Annotated in this window: 22 protein-coding genes; 13 read left to right on the top strand and 9 right to left on the bottom strand. The window is 59.7% G+C overall.

Going from position 1 to position 21,244, the window contains the following annotated elements; translation table 11 throughout:
- The first annotated feature begins 20 nt into the window (after positions 1-20).
- From LIX93_RS25960 to LIX93_RS25925, 8 genes are all read left to right on the top strand, one after another.
- Entirely contained in the window at positions 21-1,139 is a 1,119-nt protein-coding gene (locus LIX93_RS25960; RefSeq protein ID WP_226506917.1) for a muconate cycloisomerase family protein, read from the top strand.
- Between the two features lie 31 nt (positions 1,140-1,170).
- Complete coding sequence (catC, locus tag LIX93_RS25955) at positions 1,171-1,461, top strand: muconolactone Delta-isomerase (RefSeq protein ID WP_226506916.1); 291 nt, start codon at positions 1,171-1,173, stop codon at positions 1,459-1,461.
- Positions 1,462-1,525: 64 nt separating this feature from the next.
- Positions 1,526-2,431, top strand: coding sequence for a catechol 1,2-dioxygenase (gene catA / locus LIX93_RS25950; protein WP_226506915.1), 906 nt, complete (start codon positions 1,526-1,528; stop codon positions 2,429-2,431).
- Positions 2,432-2,530: 99 nt separating this feature from the next.
- Positions 2,531-3,499: an AraC family transcriptional regulator gene (locus LIX93_RS25945; RefSeq protein WP_226506914.1), complete on the top strand. Its 969-nt coding sequence runs from the start codon at positions 2,531-2,533 to the stop codon at positions 3,497-3,499.
- Positions 3,500-3,584: 85 nt separating this feature from the next.
- Positions 3,585-4,961 (top strand): Rieske 2Fe-2S domain-containing protein, encoded by a 1,377-nt coding sequence (locus tag LIX93_RS25940; protein WP_226506913.1) that lies wholly within the window; start codon positions 3,585-3,587, stop codon positions 4,959-4,961.
- Positions 4,958-5,446, top strand: coding sequence for a benzoate 1,2-dioxygenase small subunit (benB, locus tag LIX93_RS25935; protein ID WP_226506912.1), 489 nt, complete (start codon positions 4,958-4,960; stop codon positions 5,444-5,446). The genes LIX93_RS25940 and benB overlap by 4 nt, the downstream gene beginning before the upstream one ends.
- Positions 5,447-5,456: 10 nt before the next feature.
- Positions 5,457-6,479, top strand: a complete 1,023-nt coding sequence (gene benC / locus LIX93_RS25930; RefSeq protein ID WP_226506911.1) for a benzoate 1,2-dioxygenase electron transfer component BenC — start codon at positions 5,457-5,459, stop codon at positions 6,477-6,479.
- A 10-nt stretch (positions 6,480-6,489) separates the two neighbouring features.
- On the top strand, positions 6,490-7,251 hold the full coding sequence (locus tag LIX93_RS25925; protein WP_226506910.1) for a 1,6-dihydroxycyclohexa-2,4-diene-1-carboxylate dehydrogenase: 762 nt from the start codon (positions 6,490-6,492) through the stop codon (positions 7,249-7,251).
- Positions 7,252-7,364: 113 nt separating this feature from the next.
- Here the strand turns inward: LIX93_RS25925 and LIX93_RS25920 are convergent, their stop codons facing one another.
- From LIX93_RS25920 to LIX93_RS25895, 6 genes are all read right to left on the bottom strand, one after another.
- The gene (locus LIX93_RS25920) at positions 7,365-7,574 is read right to left on the bottom strand and encodes a DUF2945 domain-containing protein (RefSeq protein ID WP_226506909.1); all 210 of its coding nucleotides are present in this window, start codon (positions 7,572-7,574) and stop codon (positions 7,365-7,367) included.
- A gap of 458 nt (positions 7,575-8,032) precedes the next feature.
- Positions 8,033-8,368: a hypothetical protein gene (locus tag LIX93_RS25915; RefSeq protein ID WP_226506908.1), complete on the bottom strand. Its 336-nt coding sequence runs from the start codon at positions 8,366-8,368 to the stop codon at positions 8,033-8,035.
- Positions 8,369-8,630: 262 nt separating this feature from the next.
- On the bottom strand, positions 8,631-9,089 hold the full coding sequence (locus LIX93_RS25910) for an Hsp20 family protein (RefSeq protein ID WP_226506907.1): 459 nt from the start codon (positions 9,087-9,089) through the stop codon (positions 8,631-8,633).
- Positions 9,090-9,336: 247 nt separating this feature from the next.
- On the bottom strand, positions 9,337-10,854 hold the full coding sequence (locus tag LIX93_RS25905) for an ATP-binding protein (RefSeq protein WP_226506906.1): 1,518 nt from the start codon (positions 10,852-10,854) through the stop codon (positions 9,337-9,339).
- Positions 10,844-11,665 carry an alpha/beta hydrolase gene (locus LIX93_RS25900; RefSeq protein ID WP_226506905.1) on the bottom strand — a complete coding sequence of 274 codons (822 nt, stop codon included), beginning with the start codon at positions 11,663-11,665 and terminating at the stop codon, positions 10,844-10,846. Before LIX93_RS25900 ends, LIX93_RS25905 begins: the two co-directional genes overlap by 11 nt.
- Before the next feature lie 546 nt (positions 11,666-12,211).
- Positions 12,212-13,855, bottom strand: a complete 1,644-nt coding sequence (locus LIX93_RS25895) for a methyl-accepting chemotaxis protein (protein WP_226506904.1) — start codon at positions 13,853-13,855, stop codon at positions 12,212-12,214.
- A 256-nt stretch (positions 13,856-14,111) separates the two neighbouring features.
- Here LIX93_RS25895 and LIX93_RS25890 point away from each other — a divergent pair, with 256 nt between their 5' ends.
- Positions 14,112-15,425, top strand: coding sequence for a PAS domain-containing methyl-accepting chemotaxis protein (locus tag LIX93_RS25890; protein ID WP_226506903.1), 1,314 nt, complete (start codon positions 14,112-14,114; stop codon positions 15,423-15,425).
- A gap of 78 nt (positions 15,426-15,503) precedes the next feature.
- Here the strand turns inward: LIX93_RS25890 and LIX93_RS25885 are convergent, their stop codons facing one another.
- The gene (locus LIX93_RS25885) at positions 15,504-16,898 is read right to left on the bottom strand and encodes a heavy metal sensor histidine kinase (protein WP_226506902.1); all 1,395 of its coding nucleotides are present in this window, start codon (positions 16,896-16,898) and stop codon (positions 15,504-15,506) included.
- The gene (locus LIX93_RS25880; RefSeq protein ID WP_226506901.1) at positions 16,871-17,566 is read right to left on the bottom strand and encodes a heavy metal response regulator transcription factor; all 696 of its coding nucleotides are present in this window, start codon (positions 17,564-17,566) and stop codon (positions 16,871-16,873) included. The genes LIX93_RS25885 and LIX93_RS25880 overlap by 28 nt, the downstream gene beginning before the upstream one ends.
- Before the next feature lie 224 nt (positions 17,567-17,790).
- Here LIX93_RS25880 and LIX93_RS25875 point away from each other — a divergent pair, with 224 nt between their 5' ends.
- From LIX93_RS25875 to LIX93_RS25865, 3 genes are all read left to right on the top strand, one after another.
- Positions 17,791-18,396, top strand: a complete 606-nt coding sequence (locus LIX93_RS25875; protein WP_226507044.1) for a hypothetical protein — start codon at positions 17,791-17,793, stop codon at positions 18,394-18,396.
- 83 nt (positions 18,397-18,479) lie between these two features.
- Entirely contained in the window at positions 18,480-19,103 is a 624-nt protein-coding gene (locus LIX93_RS25870) for a cytochrome b/b6 domain-containing protein (RefSeq protein ID WP_226506900.1), read from the top strand.
- The gene (locus LIX93_RS25865; protein WP_226506899.1) at positions 19,096-19,866 is read left to right on the top strand and encodes a molybdopterin-dependent oxidoreductase; all 771 of its coding nucleotides are present in this window, start codon (positions 19,096-19,098) and stop codon (positions 19,864-19,866) included. Before LIX93_RS25870 ends, LIX93_RS25865 begins: the two co-directional genes overlap by 8 nt.
- A gap of 64 nt (positions 19,867-19,930) precedes the next feature.
- Here the strand turns inward: LIX93_RS25865 and LIX93_RS25860 are convergent, their stop codons facing one another.
- Positions 19,931-20,635, bottom strand: a complete 705-nt coding sequence (locus tag LIX93_RS25860) for a Crp/Fnr family transcriptional regulator (RefSeq protein WP_226506898.1) — start codon at positions 20,633-20,635, stop codon at positions 19,931-19,933.
- A gap of 57 nt (positions 20,636-20,692) precedes the next feature.
- Here LIX93_RS25860 and LIX93_RS25855 point away from each other — a divergent pair, with 57 nt between their 5' ends.
- Complete coding sequence (locus LIX93_RS25855) at positions 20,693-21,211, top strand: Mpo1-like protein (RefSeq protein WP_346015243.1); 519 nt, start codon at positions 20,693-20,695, stop codon at positions 21,209-21,211.
- Positions 21,212-21,244 lie beyond the last annotated feature (33 nt).

Genomic DNA, 21,244 nt, shown 5'->3' with positions numbered 1-21,244 from the left:
ACATAAACAGGACGGACATCATGACCGCCACTATCGAACATTTCGATATCCAGATCGTCGATCTGCCTACCATTCGCCCGCACAAGCTGGCCATGCATACCATGCACGGGCAGACGCTGGTGATTCTGCGCATTCGCTGCAGCGACGGCATCGTCGGGATCGGCGAAGCCACCACCATCGGTGGCCTGGCTTACGCCGGAGAAAGTCCGGAAAGCATCAAGACCAACCTCGATACCTGGTTTGCGCCTCTGCTGATCGGCCAGGATGCCAGCAACCTCAACGCTGCCATGCAGCGCGTCGACCGAGCCATCCGTGGCAATACCTTTGCTCGTAGCGCGGTGGAAACCGCCTTGCTCGATGCCTTGGGCAAGCGCCTGGGCCTGCCCGTGGCCGAGGTGCTGGGTGGTCGAGTGCGCGACGGCGTCGAAGTCGCCTGGACGCTGGCCAGCGGTGACACTGATAAGGACATCGAGGAAGCCGAGCGCATGCTCGATCTGCGTCGCCATCGCCATTTCAAACTGAAGATCGGTGCAGGCGAGCCGGCCCGCGACATTGCCCATGTCGCGGCTATCAAGCGCGCCCTGGGGGACCGGGCCAGCGTCCGGGTGGACATCAACCAGGCGTGGAGCGAAGCAGTGGCAATCAATGCCTGCCGTCGGCTGGCCGATGCCGGCGTCGAGTTGATCGAACAACCTCTGTCGCGCCACGACCGTGCCGGCATGGCACGCCTCAGCGCCCACAGCCCGATCCCGCTGATGGCCGACGAGGCCATCGAGTCTGTCGAAGACAGCTTTGCCTTGGCACAGATGGGCGCGGCGCCTATCTTTGCCCTGAAGATTGCCAAAACCGGTGGTCCTCGTGCCGTATTGCGTACGGCCGCCATCGCCCAGGCAGCGGGCATCGGGCTGTACGGCGGTACCATGCTCGAAGGCAGCATCGGCACACTGGCTGCGGCCCATGCCTTCGCGACTCTGGACAAACTTGAGTGGCACACCGAATTGTTCGGCCCGCTGCTGTTGACCGAGGATATTCTGGTCCAGCCACCGGTGTACCGTGACTTCCAGCTGTTGATCCCGCGCCTGCCTGGCCTGGGTCTGGAACTGGACGAAGCACGCCTCGCCCGGTTCGCCCGTCGATAAACGCATCATTTGTTCAACTGAGGAACCTGCCATGCTTTTTCATGTACGCATGACCGTCAAACTTCCTGCCGACATGCCAGCCGATCAAGCAGCAAGGCTCAAGGCCGACGAAAAGGAACTGGCCCAGCGCCTGCAGCACGAGGGCACCTGGCGACACCTCTGGCGTATCGCCGGCCTGTACGCCAACGTCAGCATCTTTGATGTGCCCGATAACCAAGCCTTGCATGACACGCTGATGCAACTGCCGCTGTATCCCTACATGGACATCGAAGTCATGGCCATGTGCAGACACCCCTCGTCGATCCACGCCGACGATCGCTGAAAACTGCCTGATGTCTGCACAAGAATGACGTTTGTTTCCACAAGAATAAAGATGAGGAACCGCCATGACCGTTCGTATTTCCCATACCGCCGAAGTGCAGAAATTCTTCGAAGGCGCCGCCGGCTTTGACAAGACCGCCGGCAGTGCCCGCATGAAGACCGTGATCCATCGCGTGCTGACCGACAGCATCAAGATCATCGAAGACCTTCAGGTCACGTCCGAGGAGTTCTGGAAAGCCGTGAACTACCTGAATGAGCTGGGTGCTCGTCAGGAAGCCGGGTTGCTGGTGGCTGGCCTTGGCCTGGAGCACTACCTGGACCTGCTGATGGATGCTGAAGACGAGCAGGCCGGCCATGTGGGCGGCACTCCACGCACTATCGAGGGCCCGCTGTATGTGGCCGGCGCGCCGCTGTCGCAATACGAAGCGCGGCTCGACGATGGCCAGGATCACGGCACATTGCTGTACATGAAAGGCCAGGTGCGCAATGTGGCGGGCGAGCCCGTGGCCGATGCCATCGTCGATGTGTGGCATGCCAATACGGCAGGTACCTATTCCTACTTCGACCCCTCGCAGTCCGAGTTCAACCTGCGCCGCCGCATTCAGACCGACGACCAGGGACGGTACAGCTTTCAGAGCATCGTGCCCTCCGGTTACGGCTGCGCTCCGGATGGCCCGACCCAGGCACTGCTGGATCAGCTCGGCCGCCACGGTCAGCGCCCGGCGCACATTCATTTTTTCATCTCCGGACCCGGCTATCGACACCTGACTACCCAGATCAACCTGGCGGGCGACAAGTACCTGCACGACGATTTCGCCTATGCCACACGTGACGAGCTGATTGCCGACATCGTGTTCAAGGAAGACGGCGGTGATCGGTATGCCGAGATCGACTTCGACTTCGTGCTGCAGCCTACCGAAGAGCCCAGGGAGCAGGACAAGCGCGAGCGGGTGAGGGCGCTGGAAGCCTGATGACGAAACGCTGAAGTATTGAGCTCCCGACCGCAATGCGGCGGGAGCTTTTGTCGTCACCCCGAGCCTGCTTATAAAAAAACAAGAGAGGCGCACACCATGACCACCCTGTTGAGTGAACGCAGCTGCATCTTCAACCAGGCGGATGCCTACGCGGTGTCCGAATACGTGAACCAGCATGTGGGCAGCCATGAGATTCGCATGCCCCCCAAAGGCCAACCGCGGGCGAGCATCAGCCATCGGACTTTTTCCAGCCTGGACCTGTGCCGTATCAGTTACGGCGCGCGAGTGCAGGTGCTGTCCCCGGCCCTGGAATCGATCTATCACCTGCAAATCCTGTTGCGCGGCCACTGTCGTTCCTTCGCCCGCGATAGAGAACAAATTTACACCCCCGGCGAGATCCTGCTGATCAATCCCGATGACCCCGTCGACCTGACCTACTCGGCGGATTGCGAAAAATTCATCATCAAGGTGCCCGTAGGCCTCCTGGAGAGTGCTTGTGTGGAGCAGAAATGGGTCCTGCCCAGCAACGGCATACGCTTCGCCGCCTCGCGTCATGACCTCAGTACCCTTGAGTGTTTCGTACAACTGCTGGGATTGATCTGTCAGGAGGCAGAAAGCGCGGCAGCGCCTGAGGTCCAGGTGCTTTATGAACGCCTTGTGGCCAGCAAGCTGCTGGGCATGCTCGCCAGTAACGTAGCCCGACAAATACCGGCGCAATCCCAAGGCCAGGGGTTCGAGGCGGTGAGGCAGTTCATCGATGCACACCTGCGCAAAGAGATCAGTATCGAACAGCTGATGGCTGTTGCACGGGTGAGCGAGCGCTCGCTGTACTTGCTGTTCGAAAGGCAGGTGGGCGTGTCGCCGCGCGATTACGTGCGCCAGCGCAGACTGGAGCGGGTCCACGAGTTGCTGCAGTCGCCCGCTGCCCGCAGCGTCACAGAGGTTGCGCTGGATCATGGCTTCCTGCACCTGGGGCGTTTCTCCGAAGCCTATCGCAAGCGCTTCGGTGAACTGCCGTCGCAGACCACACGTCGCTGCCAAGAGGGCCTTGCGGTAAACGGATAGCGATGTGCAGTGGCTGGATATCGCCAGGAAGGCGAGGCATTTAAGGTGAAAGTGCCTGATACAAGAACAACGGAGGGCCCAGCCCATGAATCAGAATATCGACGCTCTTGCTCGACAGATCCGTGAATCTGTCCAGGAAGATCCTGCCACTGGCGTTTTCCGCTGCCGCCGAGACATCTTCACCGATCAGCAGCTGTTCGACCTGGAGATGAAACACATCTTCGAAAGCGGCTGGGTGTACCTGGCGCACGAAAGCCAGGTACCAGACATCAACGACTACTTCACTACCTACATCGGCCGTCAGCCGGTGGTGGTGACCCGGGACAAGCAAGGCCAGCTGCACGGTCTGGTCAACGCCTGCGCCCACCGCGGTGCCATGCTTTGCCGACGCAAGCAAGGCAACAAGGGTTCGTTCACCTGCCCGTTCCATGGCTGGACGTTCAGCAATGCCGGCAAGCTGCTCAAGGTCAAGGATGCCAAGACCGGGGCCTACCCTGACAGCTTCGACTGCGACGGCTCCCATGACCTGCGCCGGCTTGGTCGCTTCGAAAACTATCGTGGGTTTCTGTTCGGCAGCCTGAGCGAGGCGGCGCCCGAGCTGAGCGACTACCTGGGTGAAACCCGCACGATCATCGACCAGATGGTCGACCAAGCGCCCGAAGGCTTGGAAGTGTTGCGTGGCAGTTCGTCTTATATCTACGACGGCAACTGGAAGCTACAGATCGAGAACGGTGCCGACGGCTACCACGTCAGTTCCGTGCACTGGAACTATTCGGCGACCATGGGTCGGCGCAACTACGAGGCCGAGGGTACCCGCACCGTCGATGCCAATGGCTGGTCGAAGAGCCTGGGCGGGGTGTACGCCTTCGAACACGGGCATATTCTGCTGTGGACCCGCTTGCTCAATCCCGAGGTACGTCCGGTGCATGCCCACCGTGAAGCCCTGGCCGAGCGCCTTGGGCAAGAGCGCGCGGACTTCATCGTCGACCAGACCCGCAACCTGTGCCTGTACCCCAACGTCTATCTCATGGACCAGTTTTCCACGCAGATCCGCGTGGTAAGACCGATTGCCGTGGACAAGACCGAGGTGACCATCTACTGCATGGCGCCAAAAGGCGAAAGCGACAAGGAGCGCGCCACCCGCATTCGGCAGTACGAGGACTTCTTCAACGTCAGCGGCATGGGGACGCCGGACGATCTGGAAGAGTTCCGCGCCTGTCAGACCGGCTACCAGGGTGCCACCACGTTGTGGAACGATCTGAGCCGTGGCGCGAAGCAGTGGGTAGAAGGCCCGGACGACAATGCCAAGGCCATGGGCATGCGTCCACAGCTCAGTGGCGTGAAGACCGAGGACGAGGGCCTGTTCGTGCGCCAGCATGCATTCTGGGCATCACGCCTGCTGACCGCGCTGGAGTCCGACCATGCTGGCGTGATCGCCACTGACAAGGAGGTTCAGCCATGAGTACCTCCCGTGACCTGCTGCTGGACTTTCTCTATCGCGAGGCGCGGTTGCTGGACGACCGTCAGTGGGATGAGTGGCTGCAATGCTATTCCCCGGACGTGGAGTTCTGGATGCCGGCCTGGGACGACCAGGACAGCCTCACCGAAGACCCGCACCGGGAAATCTCGCTGATCTACTACCCCAACCGCGATGGCCTGGAAGACCGAGTGTTCCGCATCAAGACAGAGCGCTCCAGTGCCAGTACGCCAGAGCCACGCACTGCACACTTGATCGCCAACCTCGAAGTGCTGAGCGACGACGGCGCCACCGTCGAGCTGCGCTTCAATTGGCACACCCTCAGCCATCGCTACAAGACCACGGATTCGTATTTCGGCACCTCGTTCTATCGCCTGGACGTCAGCGGCGAACAGCCGCTGATCACGCGCAAGAAGATCGTGCTCAAGAACGACTACATCCATCAAGTCATCGACATTTACCACATCTGAGGGCAAAGCCATGACGTATTCGATTGCCTTGAACTTCGAGGATGGGGTCACCCGATTCATCGACTGCAAGCCGGGCGAAAAGGTGCTGGATGCCGCCTATCGCCAGCGTATCAATCTGCCCATGGACTGCTCCGATGGCGTATGCGGCACCTGCAAGTGCCACTGCGAAACGGGCGAATACGACCTGGGCGACGACTACATCGAAGATGCCCTGGCCGAGGATGAAGCCGAGCAGCGTCAGGTCCTCACTTGCCAGATGGTGGTGCAGTCCGATTGCGTGCTCAGCGTGCCGGTACCTTCCAGTGCCTGCAAGACGGGGACCACGCATTTCGGCGCGACGGTGTCGAGCATCGTTACCCATGCCGACGCCGCTGTGGAGGTCAGTTTCACCCTCGACCAGGCGCCTGTTTTTCTGCCGGGCCAGTACGTCAATATTGCCGTGCCTGGGGGCCAGCAGACGCGCTCGTATTCGTTCAGCAGCCGCCCCGGTGACACCCAGGCCAGCTTCCTGGTCAAACAGGTGCCCGGGGGCCTCATGAGCAGCTGGCTGACCGGTGCCAGCGTCGGCGAACAGGTCAGCATGACCGGCCCACTGGGCAGTTTTTACCTGCGCGCGGTCACTCGGCCTCTGCTGTTCCTAGCGGGCGGCACCGGTCTGGCGCCTTTTCTGGCCATGCTCGAAGTGCTCGCTGAAAAAGGCGAGACCCAGCAGATCTGCCTGATCTATGGCGTCACACGCGATCAGGATCTGGTGATGGTCGACGCCTTGAAGGGCTTCTCGGATCGCTTGCACAACTTCAGCTTCGTGACCTGTGTTGCCGACCCGGCCACAGCCCATTCGCGCCAAGGCTATGTCACCCAGCACATGTCTTCGGGCGCCCTGAATGACGGCGATGTCGATGTGTACCTGTGCGGCCCGCCACCGATGGTCGATGCCGTGCGCAAGTATTTCACCGAGCAGGGCGTGACCCCCGCCAGTTTTCATTACGAGAAATTCACCCCGAACGCCGTCGTGACCGGTGATGCCGCATAAGGAGGTTGATATGAGCTTACGTTTTACAGACAAAGTCGCGGTGGTCACCGGCGCTGCACAGGGCATAGGTCTTCGCGTGGTCGAGCGCCTGCTGGAGGAGGGCGCCTGGGTGGTGGCATTGGACCGCTCCGAGCTGGTGCACGAGCTCAGCAGCGAGCGAGTGTTGACGCTCACCGCCGACCTCGAGCAGAGCACCGAATGCGGCGAGGTCATGGGCGCTGCCCATGGTCGATTCGGGCGTATCGATGTTCTGATCAACAACGTTGGCGGCACCATCTGGGCCAAGCCTTTCGAGCACTACCGCAGCGAAGAAATCGAGGCTGAGGTGCGTCGGTCATTGTTCCCGACACTGTGGTGTTGCCACGCCGTACTGCCCTACATGATCGAGCAGGGTAGCGGAGCGATCGTCAACGTTTCTTCTGTCGCGACTCGCGGGGTGAACCGGGTGCCTTACGGCGCTGCCAAGGGTGGGGTGAACGCCCTGACCGCCTGCCTGGCGTTCGAGACCGCCGAACGAGGCATCCGAGTCAATGCCACGGCCCCGGGTGGCACCGAGGCGCCACCACGACGCATCCCCCGCAACACCCAAGCGCCCAGCGCCGACGAACAACGGTGGTACCAGCAGATTGTCGACCAGACCGTCGACAGCAGCTTGATGAAGCGCTACGGCACGATCAACGAACAAGCGAGCGCCATTCTGTTTCTGGCCAGCGATGAGGCTTCCTACATCACCGGCGTCACGCTGCCGGTAGGGGGCGGAGATTTGGGCTGATCCGGCAGTCGGTCCTCAGGTTTGCTCATACCAACCCTAAATTCACGAGCGCATGAATACCAATGGCAGGGTTGCCAAAATCCACTTCGCGCTGGCCCATCCAGCATGAGATGTCAGCCTCGATGCAAAGCACTTCCATGGTGCATCGCAAAATGACCGGTCTTGTCGCTTTGCACCTCGTATTGTGGCTCGTCCTTGGACGCCGGGCGGTGCTTGCCCATGAAGTCCACATCTTGTTCATGAACCTTGGTCACCTTCCCGTGAATTTCGCCCGCCTCTGAATTCCACCGGACAGCGTCACCGACCTTAAAGGTGTTGGCCATAATCTTTCTCTCAAGAATGCGAATGGGTGTCGGGGTGTAGGGGATAACTCATAGCTCACAGCTCATGCCGCTCGGCATCGCCACTAAGCGTGTGATGCGCAACTTGAATGTTTGGTTTCATATTTCGACATCACCAGAGTGACCTCCGCCAGCCGCTCCGCTCGCGCTATCGAAGACGTTGCCGCTGAGGAGCTGCGAATGGCGGCGGCGATCATCGATGCTGCCGATCCAGCGCTGGAGGTTGCGTGCTTGTTGGGCATCAAGCGGCTTACCGGGGGCGCGCGTGAGCGTATCGAGCGTATTTTGCGGGCCTGAAATGGCCCTTTAATGCTCGGGCTTTCTCGCTAACGGCACTCGAAGGTAGCGCTATAGGCTGTATGAACAGTTTAAGGCGGGTGGCGGTGAGGGGTAGAAGATGGGCGGTAGAATTAAAATGGCCGTGGATGTAGCCAGGTGCGCTACATCGATTTAACCGACACCAACTCCACATATTTGTATTTTTTTCGTGCCGCCTTCGTGGCCTCTTGTTCTGCGAGGATGGTGCTCAGCGTGTCGGCCTCATGAATCAGTTCAAACGTCTCACCTTCAAATTCATTTCCTACCCGCAAGGTGACTTTCAATCTGGGTGTGAATGCTTTGGATGCTTTCTTCTTAACCTGGGGTTTAGCCGTCGGCGCAATAACGATATCCGCGACGGGCTCCTTCAGGGGTGGGGCGATGATTATCGGAGCGCAGACTTCTGCATGGCCGAAGAGGGCACGGCGCATCTCTTCTTCAGTTAATTCTGGATTCATGTGATGTCTCGGAAAGTTGGCGTTTGAGGCTGATGGCATTCTATCAGCACCGTTAGCGGCTGATCAGCAGAAAGAAAGCGGTGCGTGGCATTCGAGACTGTTGTAAAGCATCTGCAGGGTTCGCAGCGATATCCAGACATGCGTACAGTCAGGCCTGGCAACAGGCTATGGGAAATTGCACCCGCGGCCCGACGGCCAACGGGATGCAACGAAAACAGTCGAGTGAATCTGGAAAGGGCGCTCCGAAGAGCGCCCCATGGGTTTACTGCCCTGCGACAGCTTTGAGATCGGGCTTGTCAGAGCCACCAATAGCAATGCGTCGTGGCTTTGCCTCCTCTGGAACGGTGCGGAGCAACTCGATGCTCAGCAAGCCATTGTTCAGCGCCGCGCCTCGGACTTCGATGTGATCCGCCAAGCGGAATGACAACCGAAATGCCCGCTGGGCAATGCCCTGATGAAGGTAGGTGACTGCCTTCTCGTTTTCACGTTTGCCGCCGGCAACCGTTAGAACACCTTTTTCGACTTGAATGTCGATGTCCTGCTCAGCAAGTCCAGCCGCGGCGATGACAATGCGATATTCATCATCACCATGTTTCTCGACATTGTGAGGGGGATAGGCATTGCCGGTCTCGCTACGAAGCGCCGACTCGAACAGGTCGTTGAAACGATCAAAGCCTACGGACTGACGGAACAGTGGTGCCAACGAAAGAGTAGTAGCCATTGCGAAATCTCCTGAGTTTTCTCCAAGTGATTCAAAACGCGACCCGTGTTCGGCATCGCGTAATAAAAATCTAGGATCGACCAAAAACGATTTCAAGAGCTCAGGCGAAATTTTTTTTGGCGGTGAAACTGGGGCTTCGACGGCCGACTGGTTTTGAATGTGTCAGGGTGCAGGCGGGTAGACCGCTCTGCAACGAGCTCGACAAGTGCCGGCTTCCATCGCAACGCCCGACCACGCTCGACTCTGGCTAAAACTGAGCGGGTAACCTCACCGAAAACGTCGTGCCTGCCCCGCTGCAGGACGTTACGCCCACCGTGCCTCCATGCGCCTTGGCTATTTCGCTGACGATGTAAAGCCCTAGCCCGACGCTTCTGACCACTTGGCCCACGCCCGTTCCGCGAGTCATGGGTGTAAACAATGTCGGCATCAAGGTGGTGGGTATAGGGTCACCCTGATTGTGCACGCTAATGACCAGTTCAGCGGCATCCAGACGGGCATTGACGGTGACCGGGGTATCAGCGGCGCCATAGGTCATGGCGTTCGAAATCAGGTTGCCCAGCAGCTGCGTGATTCTGTCGATATCCAGATGAAAGTGCCGGGCTGCATCAACGACCAGAATGATCTGCCTTCCGGGATTGGCGAATCGCAGCGCCTCCACCGCCATCTGCAGTACGTCTTTGACGACAACGTCAGCGGGATTGATCGACAGGCCCTGTCCTATCCGAGCCTGGGTGAAGTCCAGCAGATCGTTGATCAGTCGTTGAGCCCTGTGCGTGGCCTCGCGGACGTGACCGAGCATGGTGATCTGGTCCGACGGTTGTCGGCTGGTCTCGATGCGTTGTGTCGCCATCGAGATGATCTGCAACGGATTACGCAAATCGTGACTGACGATGCCGATCATCTGTTCGGCAAATACCGCGCGGTCTTCCGCCATCATCCGTTGCAGGCTGACCTCGGTGATATCGTGGAGCACCCCGACAAACTGCAATAACGCCTGATTGGCGTCTGCCACGCCGCGGCCGGTGGCCAGCACGGTACGCGGGCTGCCGTCGACGCCGTTCAAGCGGTATACGCAGCGATAGGTATGACCGGGTGATTCCATGGCTGCTTGAAACAACTGTCGTTCTTGCGCGACGTCGGCGGGATCGATGAAACTGTTGTAGGCAGCCTCCGTGATCGGCTGCGGCGAGTTGAAGCCCAGCAATCGCGCCACACCGGGATCATAGCGGCGCTCCATGGTCTGCAGATCAACGTCCCACACGTACAACTGAGCGGACTCCAGCGCGATACGCAGCCGCGCATCGGCGACCGATAACTCCCGCTGCAGCACCAGATGCTCTTCAAGGGCCGATTCGGCCTGGCGTTTTGCGCCTTTGAGCTCCTGCTCGAACAGGTGCCGCTGGGCAATCACGATGGCCGAAATTTCGTCGTAGAGATGCCCGTCGTGCTCGCGCCGGCTAGCGTTCACCACCATCGGCACAAGGCGGCCATTGCTGGCTTTGAAGTCGAATTGAATCTCTGCCACCGACCGCTGCATTTCCAGCAGGGGGACCCAGTGGGTCTGATGGAACATTCTGCCGCCGACGGTCAGCAGTTCCTGTATCCGACGCTTATTCACCAAGGCTTCGCTGTTGTAGCCCAGCCAGGTGCAGAAGGTTTGATTGACCTTGAGAATCAGCCCGGCTCGATTGGTGACCAACAGCGCGCATGAGGCATGGCGATAGAGCGTTTCTGCGTCCGGAATGAAGGCGTCGTCACCTGGCATCGGGGCGGGTGTCCACATGCTGCTGGAGGAAGCCGTTCATCGCCGCGATGCAGGCATCCGGTGCGCTGAGGTGCGGGCAGTGTCCGGTGTTCTGTACGACCGCCAGATGCCCCTGCGCAAGGGTGTCGCGCAGATACTCGCCAACTTCCATAGGCGCGATGAAATCGTCCGAAGACTGGATGACCAGCGCCGGTTCGCTCAACCTGGCCACTTCGTCGCGCAGGTCGGACAAAAACGTGACTCGAGCGAAGCGCTTGGCGATTTCAGGGTCGGTGTTGCAGAAGCTGTTGGTCAATTCGATGCCGTGCTCGGGATGCTCCGGCGCTCCCATGATGGCTGGAGCCATAGCGCTCGACCAACCCAGGTAGTTGCTTTCGAGGGTCTCCAGCAGGGCGTCGATATCTTCCCGGGTAAAGCCGCCAAGGTAGCTACCGTCGTTGATATAGCAAGGGGAGGGGCCGATCATCACATGCGCCTGGATGAGGCCCGGGCGCAGATTGGCGGCGACCACACCCGCCATCGCGCTGACCGAATGCCCGACGAACACCACTGTACCCTCGCCGAACTCATCGATGATCTCGATGATGTCCTGGGCATAGCCCTCCATGGTGGCGTATTTGTCGATTTCGTAAGCGCCAAGATCAGAGTTGCCACACCCCACCAGATCGAAAAGTACCGTGCGCCAGCCCTCCCTGAAAGCAGGCTCGACGTACCGCCACATGTTCTGGTCGCAGCCAAAGCCATGCGCGAAGACCAGCGTTATCGGCCCGTGGCCAAAGACATGCACATTGTTGCGGGCTTGGACGGACATCATGCGATTCCTGATTCAGTGCGGGGCCAGCCCGCTTGGCTGGGTCAGTGTATCCAACAATTCTGTCGTCGTAATCCCAAGGCGCGTAAAACTCACCCTCCGCCGCATACCGCTCGTGCACCCAGTGTCTGTCAGTGCGTCGCTGGAGTTCCACCGCGCTGACTGCAGCATGATCGCGAAGTGATCCACCGGCGGTACCACCCATCGATGGCGCGCAGTTGATAGCAACGCTGAATCGGTCCCTGCCAGCCTAGGGCATCGCTACCGCTCAGCAGTCGACCCGGCACCTGCTGGGGGATCTGCTAAGGCGTTATCGAGTCGGGCGTCGCGGTGATCCGGCTGGAGGATTAGCGAGCGCTTCATGGCGAATGACGCAAGTGATAGCTGGCGCGTAATTCCCCCTGCGGCTCTGTGCTGCCAGGCTGCTTCAGACTGAATTGACCAAGCTGGCGCAGGTATTCGTGGAGTATTGCCGCGAGACGCTGGAGCCAGCAGAAACGTCGAATCAACCCGCTGAGCAAACCGGGCCGATTTGATCACTCGACGTCATCCCACCTTGAAAAACGCTACTTTCTGGGTGAGGCGATCGGCAAGGTCAGACAGTGAATGGCTCGATGCCGCCACACTCTTGGACCCTTCCGAGGACTGAAGGGTAGCGCTGTGGATACGTGTGATATTCGCTGACACTTCTTCCGCGACCACGCTTTGTTGCACCGAAGCCGCCGCGATGTGGCTGTTCATATCGTTGATCGCGCCCACTTGCACACGCAGTTGACTGAGCGTTTGCGTGGCGGCCAGGGCCTGCTCGACCGTCTCACCGGCAAGGTTGCAGCTGGTCAGCATCACGGTAGTTGCATTTTGGGTGCCGGACTGCAGGCGCGTGATCATGTCTCTGATCTCCACCGTCGATTGCTGGGTGCGGTTGGCCAGCGACCTGACTTCATCCGCGACTACCGCGAATCCTCGTCCGTGTTCTCCCGCGCGAGCGGCTTCGATCGCTGCGTTCAGGGCCAGGAGATTGGTTTGCGCAGCGATGGAATTGATCACGTCGATCACCGCCTCGATATTTTCGCCATCCTTCGACACCTGCGTAACGGTCGCTGTAGCCTCGGCCAGTGTGGTAGCCAGGCCTTGCAGGGTGTTCGCGACGTCGCAGACCTTGCGGCTGCTGTCTTCAATCTCGACATCGGCCTGACGGGTAGCCTGTGACGCCTGGCTGGCATAGCGAGAGACTTCACTGACCGTCGCAGCCATCTGTGTGATGGCGGTGGCAATTTGCTGGGTTTCGTTCGCTTGCGTGTTCATGTGCTGATTGTTATCGGCCGAAGCCGACGAGAGCAGGGCCGATGAAGAGGTGACATCGCGAGCCGTTTGCCGTACCTCCATGACGGTCTCGGACAGGTGTTCGAGCGTACGCTGCAATACCCCCATCACGCTGTCGGGGTAGGCGGTGGTGATGACCTGATGCAAGTCACCCTCGGCCAGTCGCTGGATCGTGTTGGCGACGGCGGCGGGTTCCGCGCCCAAAGTAGACCTCACGTAGCGGATGATCAGGATCGAGATGGCGATGCTCAACAGGGTCGCCAAGGCCGTTGCGGTCAGCATCAGCGTCGCGAATGCCCCTGCGGTCGCTTGCACGTCACTGATGTTCGACTTGATCAACGCCTCCTCGTGGTCGATCAGGGCATTGACCCGCTTGAGCCATTCGCTGTAGCTGGCCGAAGTTTGCTCAAGCGTCATGCGCTGTGCGGCCTCTATCTGGCCGCTCTTTCGCAGAGCGAGCACCTGATCGGTAGATTTGAGCGTCACCGTTTCGATGGCCTTGATCGCGTCCAGCAGCGTGCGTTCTTCGGCCGAGGTATGACTCGTTGAATAGAGCGAATCCATGGCCAGTGCTGACTCTTTATAGGCGGATTTCAACTCGTCTATTTCACGCGTGTGCTTGATCAGATCAGCATCGTCAGTCACCAGCACTGCGTCCCTGATAGCGATGGCCCGGTTGTGAACACTACCGCGAAAGTTGATGGCGTAGCGTTGTTTGAGCGTGGCGTTTTCGCTCACATCCTTGAGTGTGGCGTCGATCACGCTGACCCGTTGTATTCCGATAGCAGTGATCACCAGCAGCAGCGACAGCACGGCGGTGAAGCCCAGGGCAATTCGCCCGGCCAGCGATAAGGATGAGACTTTCATGGACTTGACTCACAGAGTGTCTGGATGATGGCTAGGTGCCATCTTCCGGCGATCCTAGCTGCGTCGGCACGCTTTGCCCAATAGGAATACTCGCGGCGCACGATAGATTTGGACAATGGAACTTCTGACAAACCACTGAAAGTTCGACATGGCGCGGACAATTGTGTGATTTGAAATCGGCCATTTAATTTATGCGCTCATGTAGCAGGCGACCAAGCCGATAGCCAGTGCAACTCCAAGACATCCGGTGCGCGCTATGTTCAACAATACCCTCAAGAAAGAACTGCTGCTCAAGGATGCCGAGCTGTTGATACTGCGCCAGGTCCAGGCAAGCCTTGAGGCCGAGATGATCAAGTTCTCGGTGGACGGGAATTACAACATCGTGCATTGCAACGCACGCTTTGCGGCGCTGCTGGGCCTTAAGGCGGAACAGATTACCGGCAAGCCGTTGTCGGCGTTCGTGCCGGATTACGTCAAGACCTTGCCGTGCTATGCCAATTTGCGCGCTGCGGTAAGCAGCGGCAGCTCTGTATCCGACAAGTACCGTTTCCTGAAGGCCGACGGCTCGTTGGCGTGGATACAGGCGCACTGGCAACCGCTCAAAGACATCAACGGCGAAGCCACCAGCATCCTGTGCCTGGGCATGGACGTGACGCAGGCGACCGAAACAGCGCGGGAGAATGAGGATGTGATTGCTGCGCTACAGCGCTCGACAGCGGTCATCGAGTTCGACCTCGGTGGCAACGTGCTGCGCGCCAACCCGCAATTCATGGGAGCGATGGGCTACAACCTTGCCCAGCTCGTCGGCAAGCACCATTCGATGTTCTGTGTACCGGGCGATACCAGCGCTAGCGATTATGCTGCTTTCTGGCGCCGTCTCAACGCTGGGGAAGTGATGGCGGGCCGTTTCAAGCGCCGTGATAGCCATGGGCGCGATGTGTGGCTGGAAGCGACCTACAATCCGGTGCGCGACACCCAGGACAGGCTATACAAGGTCGTGAAGTTCGCGACCGTCGTCACTGACCAGGTGGAGCGCGAATCGCGGGTCAACGAGGCGGCTGCGACCGCGTATGAGGTGTCTCGGCAAACCGATTCGACCGCCCAGAACGGCACGCAAGTGGTGAAGAAAACCCTGGAAACCATGGAGCTGATCACTCAGGAAATGGCCTCGGCCTCCGCTGGTATCGAAGCGTTGGGCAAGCAGTCTCTATTGATCAGCACGATGGTACAGACCATCGGTGGGATCGCCAGCCAGACCAATCTGCTGGCGTTGAACGCGGCGATCGAAGCAGCGCGTGCCGGTGAACAGGGTCGGGGCTTTGCCGTGGTTGCCGATGAGGTCAGGCAGCTGGCCAGCCGCACGAGCAAGGCGACGGATGAAATCGTGACGGTGGTGCAGCAAAACCAGCAATTGGTAGAGGCGGCCATTGACAGCATCGCCAGCAGCAGAGGCCAGGCCCAAGAGGGCCTGATATTGGCCAATCAGGCGGGCGCAGTGATTGTCGAGATCCGCGAAGGCGCGAAGAAGGTTGTCGATGCCGTGGGGCAATTTGCTAATCGGCTGCAGTGATCCAGGAGCGAGATCGGCGGGTGAGTGCGCCGGGCGCTCACCCCGATTGATTTAACGGCAATGCGGTACTTGCGCCGCTCACGCCATCGGAAAACTCAACGCAAAGCGGATATACCCTGGGCGCGGCTGCACCACGCTCGCTTCTGCGCCGTGCAGCTGCATGATCGCTGCCACGATGGCCAATCCCAAGCCATTGGAATCCGAGCTCTGGTGCCGCGAAGCATCGCCCCGATAGAAGCGGTCGAACAGTTTGCTCAGGGCCGAGTCACTCAGCACGGGGCCCTGATTTTCGACCTCTATGCGGCAGTGCGCCTGCGCCGTGGTGACGCCGATCAGCACCTCGCTGCCGTGATCGGCGTACCTGATCGCGTTCGCTACCAGGTTGCTCAGGGCCCGGCGCAGCAGCAGCGGGTCTGCGCTGAGGGTTGCGTCCCCCGAGATCAGCAGACGGATCTGCCGTTCTTCGGCGAGCCCTTCAAAGTACTCCGCCACGCGCTGCATTTCGTCATGCACGCACAAAGGCTGGCGTTGCAGTACGGCCTGGGTCTCATCAGCACGGGCCAGAAAAAGAATGCTCTCGACAATCCGCGAGATACGTTCGAGTTCTTCAAGATTCGACGCGAGGAGCGCCTGATACTCATCGGCGCTGCGCACCTGACGCAGCGCGACCTGGCAGTGCCCCATCAGCGAACCCACCGGCGTGCGAATCTCGTGGGCCAGGTCTGCCGAAAATTGCGTGAGCCGTAGATACCCGTCGGCCAGACGATCGAGCATGGCGTTGTAGGCATCGCTCAGTTGTTGCAGCTCCACCGGTGTGTTTTCGCTGCGCATGCGGCTCTCGAGGCGCTCGGGGGAGATGTCGGCGGCATGCGCGGCCATTTCTCGCAGCGGCCGCAAGCCGCGGCGCAACAGCACGAAACCGAGCAGTGCGGTGATCAGAAACGCCAGTGCCACGGCCAGATAGATGCGCTGGCGAAAGTCCGCCAGCAGGCTCATTTCCTTGACCATGATGTGCGCAGCCGTGAGGTTGACCGCCCGCCCGCCGGAGCTCGTTTGCACGGTCGCTGCCCGCAGCGGTACGCCCGACGGGGCCATGCCGGTGCGCAGGCTGGCGGCATCGGCCCGCATGCCTTCGGCAGTCACCGGCAACGGCGGGAGCTCGGCCTGCAGCGGGTTGACCATGATCACCGGCGTCTGCCCGGGCTCGGCGATGATGAAAATATCGTCTTCGCTGTCGAGCATGTTCTCGAATATCTGCGGGCTGCTCTGCAACTTGTCCAGTGTCAGGTCGTAGTGCAGCAGTTTGCGAAAGTGATCCAGGCGCCCCAGTACCGCGTGGTCGCTGCGCTGCAGCAGCGAGGCTTTCATCGACTCGTACAGATAGACGCCAGCGCCCGCCACGGTGAGCATCGCTACCAGCGAAAACGCCAAGGTCGAACGCAGGGTCAGGGAAGGTTGGCGTCGGGTTCGCATGGCCGCACCTCGCAGACGTAGCCAATCCCGCGCACGGTATGGATCAGCTTGATCGGATAAGGCGCGTCGACCTTGCTGCGCAGACGCTTGACGGCAACGTCTACCACATTGGTGTCGCTGTCGAAGTTCATGTCCCACACCTCCGATGCGATCTGCGTGCGCGACAGTACGTCGCCTTCGCGGCGCAAGAGTAAATGCAGCAGGGCGAACTCCTTGTTGGTCAGCGCAATGACCTCCTGCTGACGCGTGACCCGTCGGCGCAGCAGATCCAGCTCAAGATCGGCGAGCTGAAAGCGGTCGGCTTCGCGCACCCCGCCGCGGCGCAGGATGGTGCGGATGCGCAGCAGCAGTTCGGTGAACGAAAACGGTTTGACCAGGTAGTCGTCGGCGCCCAGCTCAAGGCCGCGAATGCGATCCTGCAGCTGATCACGCGCGGTCAGGAACAGCACCGGTACGTCCTGGCGGGCACGCAGCACTTCGATGATCTGGAAACCGTCGATGCCAGGCAGCATGACGTCGAGCACCAGCAGGTCGTAACGGTTTTCCAGGGCGAGGTGCAATCCATCGGCGCCGTGTTGGGCCCAGTCGACGTTATAGCCGGATTCGCCGAGACCTTTTTTCAGGTACTCACCGGTTTTAGTGTCATCTTCGATCAACAGAATGTGCATCGTCTGGGCTCGCTCGGGCGTTCTCGACTGACTTTTAACAGGCGTGTCGCACAATGCGTGCGCAACGCAGTCTAAACAACGGTTGCAACCGTGTCGGTTACATTTCTGTCATTGACGGAAGTGACGGCGCGAATGACAAAAATGTCATTCGCCGGTCATGCTGAGGGGCCGGTTGTTCGTCGAGGATAGCTATACACCCATCGCAAGGAATCGTCTCAATGAAGATCAAGACTGCCCTGTCCTGCACCTTAGGCACACTGTTGTTGAGCGCCGCTGTAATGGCCTCGGCTGCCGACATGCCTGTCGTCAAGCCGATGCGTGGCACGGTCGACAGCGTTGAAAACAATACGCTGTCGTTCACCACTCGAGCTGGCGCCCACCAGACCATTGGCTTGACCGATAAAACCGGTATTCGTCTGGTATCCAAGGCGGATATCGATTCGATCAAGGCCGACAGCTTTATCGGTTCGGCAGCCACTCCCCAGTCGGACGGTACCTTGAAGGCACTGGAAGTCACCGTCTTCGAAGCGAGCCTCAAGGGCAGCGGTGAAGGTCACTACGGTTGGCAGAATGCCGATGGCAGCACCGGCACCATGACCAACGGTACCGTGGGCACTTTGGCGAAAACCAACGGCCGTACGCTTTCGGTCAAATATGAGGGTGGCGAGAAGCAACTGGTGGTGCCACAGGATGTACCGATCGCCTATGTCGAGAAGGGCAAGGTCGAGCAGTTGGTCAAGGGCGCCAAGATCGTCGTGTTCCCTGCCGATGATGGTAAAAGCGCACGTGGCGTCGCCGTCGGCAAAGATGGTTTCCAACCACCGATGTAATCGACTACAACTGTCAGGAGTGCCTGCGCCAGCGAGTCCGCTGGCATCGGGTATCGCCAAGCCTGGTAAAGGAGCGCCATTCGATGGCCAAGCGTCGCATTCACTCCTGGCCCGTGCGCCTTACGCATTGGATCAACGCGTTTGCCATGTGCTGCATGTTCATGAGCGGCTGGGCGATCTACAACGCCTCGCCGCTGTTCGCCTTTCGCTTCCCGACGCAACTGACGGTCGGTGGCTGGCTGGGAGGCGCACTGGCCTGGCATTTTGCAGTGATGTGGCTGCTTGCCGCCAATGGTCTGATCTATGTGCTGTACGGTCTGGCCAGTCGACACCTCAAACGCGATCTGTTGCCGGTGACGGCCAAGGCGGTCAAACGCGATCTGCTTGACGCATTGCGCTTTCGGCTCGTTCACCAAAAGGGCGTGTACAACGCGGTGCAGCGGTTGATGTATTGGCTGGTGCTGGCGGCGGGCGTGCTGATTGTGGTGTCGGGGTTAGCCATCTGGAAACCCATACAGCTACAAGAGCTGGTGGCACTGCTGGGTGGATACGACGTTGCGCGCTATGTGCATTTCACGGCCATGGCGGCGATCGGCGCGTTCGTGGTCGTGCACCTGGTGCTGGTGCTCCTGGTGCCCAAAACCCTGTTGCCGATGATCACTGGCGGCCTACGGCCAATGGAAACCGGAAAACCCGATCATGATTGAATCGCCAAAACGCCGCGGCCCTCCAGTCAAGCTGGAGCCCGCGCAGCGCATCCTGTTGGAAAACATTCAGCGCCGCCATTTTCTGCGTGGCGGCCTGACCGTTGGCGCCATGGCCATGCTCACCGGCTGCAATCTGCAGGACGGCGATCAGGTCGACAAGGTGCTGTGGGCCATGTCGCGCTGGAACGACCGCGTTCAGGCCTGGCTGTTCAGCGGCCAGCGGCTGGCGCCGACGTTCTCCAAGGCGCAGATGACCCAGCCGTTTCCGTTCAACGCCTTTTACGGCGAGGAAGATATACCGGATATCGACTTGGGCAGTTATTCCCTGGCGGTATCGGGGATGGTCCGCGACAAGGCCCCCTGGACCCTGGAAGGGCTGCGCAAGTTGCCGCAACGCACGGACATAACCCGCCTGATCTGTGTTGAGGGCTGGAGTGCGATCGGGCAGTGGGGCGGGGTGCCGTTGCGGACCTTCCTCGAACACATCGGCGCCGACACTACCGCCAAGTTCGTCGGGTTCAAATGCGCCGATCGTTATTACTCCAGCCTCGACATGCCCACGGCCTTGCACCCCCAGACATTGCTGGCACTCGATTATGCCGAGGTCGCCTTGCCGCCTGAGTATGGTTACCCCTTGCGCGTCAGAGTGCCAACCAAGCTGGGCTTCAAGAACCCCAAGCATATCGTCGAGATATTCGTCAGCAACGATTATCCGGGCGGGTATTGGGAAGATCAGGGGTATAACTGGTTCAGCGGGATCTAGATGACCCAAGGCCTGTCGTGGGCGCCCCGGTATGGAGGGAAATGGCAGTTTGCGTCTGGCGGCGTCACTCGCTGCCCTTGGCAATCAACCTGTCGATTTCAACAATCACGATCGCCCCCCGCATACGCCGAATCCCCCCGGCCACTTCCAACTCTTTCAAAGACTGATTGATGGTCTGACGCGAAAGAGACAGCATCGAGCCCAGCGCTTCCTGAGACACCGTGATGGTGCGCTGGCTGCCCTCCGCCAGGGTGCCGAATCCATCGGCCATATTGACCAGTCTTCGCGCCAGGCGAGCGGTCGGCGGGGTGAGTGCCATGTCTTCCATGGCGCTGAAGACAGCCCGTAGTTTTCGCGTCAGCAGCCTGCCAAAGTACAGCCAGTCTTGTGGGTGGAGTTCGAGCATGTTCTCCAGCTTTCGTTGCGCCAGCCTTAACAGGCATGTATCCGCAGTCGCCCAGGCGTCGTGAGTGCGAGGCTCATTATCAAACAGTGCGATTTCGCCGAACCAATGGGGCGGCTCCAGGAGCGCGACAATCATCTCTCGGCCCGCTTCGTTGACGGTACTGATGCGCACAGTGCCTTGCAGCACACAGTAAAGCCCGTCCGGCGCATCGCCCTTGGCGAACAGGCGTTCGCCCTCGGTCAGGTCGATCTGTTCGCCAGCGTCGAGGATCCGTTGCTGCAAGGGAGCGGGGAGTGTGGCGAACCAGTCACCGCGTTGCAGGGTGGCGAGAAGGCTGTGGTCTGTCATCGACAAGCGGGGCATTATTTTTCCTTGTGTCGGTTGGCTGACATTCGTACCCGCGGCGCCACGCCATTATAGATGCACCGCTCGACCTTATCCGGGGCTTCCATGAGACGCATAGAACAACACTTGGCAAAATACGGCGCCTATCACCAGGACCGGCGTAACGTCGTCACCCATTTCTTTGGTATCCCACTGATCGTGCTTGGCGTGGCGATCCTGCTGTCCAGGCCGATGCTGCCCGTTGGCCCGGCCGGTATTTCTATCGCATGGCTGGCGGTATCCGTCATCTCGGTCTATTACCTGTGCCTGGACGTCAGGCTGGGGCTGGCCTTATCGATCAGCCTCTGCTGCGCCGCAGCGCTCGGTCACCTGGCGGCACAGCAGTCGACGGTGGTCTGGTTGCTGCTGGGTGCGGGCAGTTTTGTTCTGGGTTGGGGGCTGCAGTTTCTCGGTCATGTTTGGGAAGGCCGCAAACCGGCCTTTGTGGATGACCTCATGAGTTTGTTGATCGGGCCGTTATTCATCGCCGCAGAGTGTGCTTTTGCCTTGGGATTGATGAGGACGTTGCGCACCAGGATCAATCACCCGGATTGAAACTTCGCTCGATCCCGTCACGGATGCAGGTAG

Source organism: Pseudomonas sp. MWU16-30317 (genome assembly GCF_020515695.1).
In the GTDB taxonomy this organism is placed as follows: domain Bacteria; phylum Pseudomonadota; class Gammaproteobacteria; order Pseudomonadales; family Pseudomonadaceae; genus Aquipseudomonas.
Note: the sequence above shows the minus strand (reverse complement) of the source record. Positions and strands in the feature narration are given on the sequence as shown.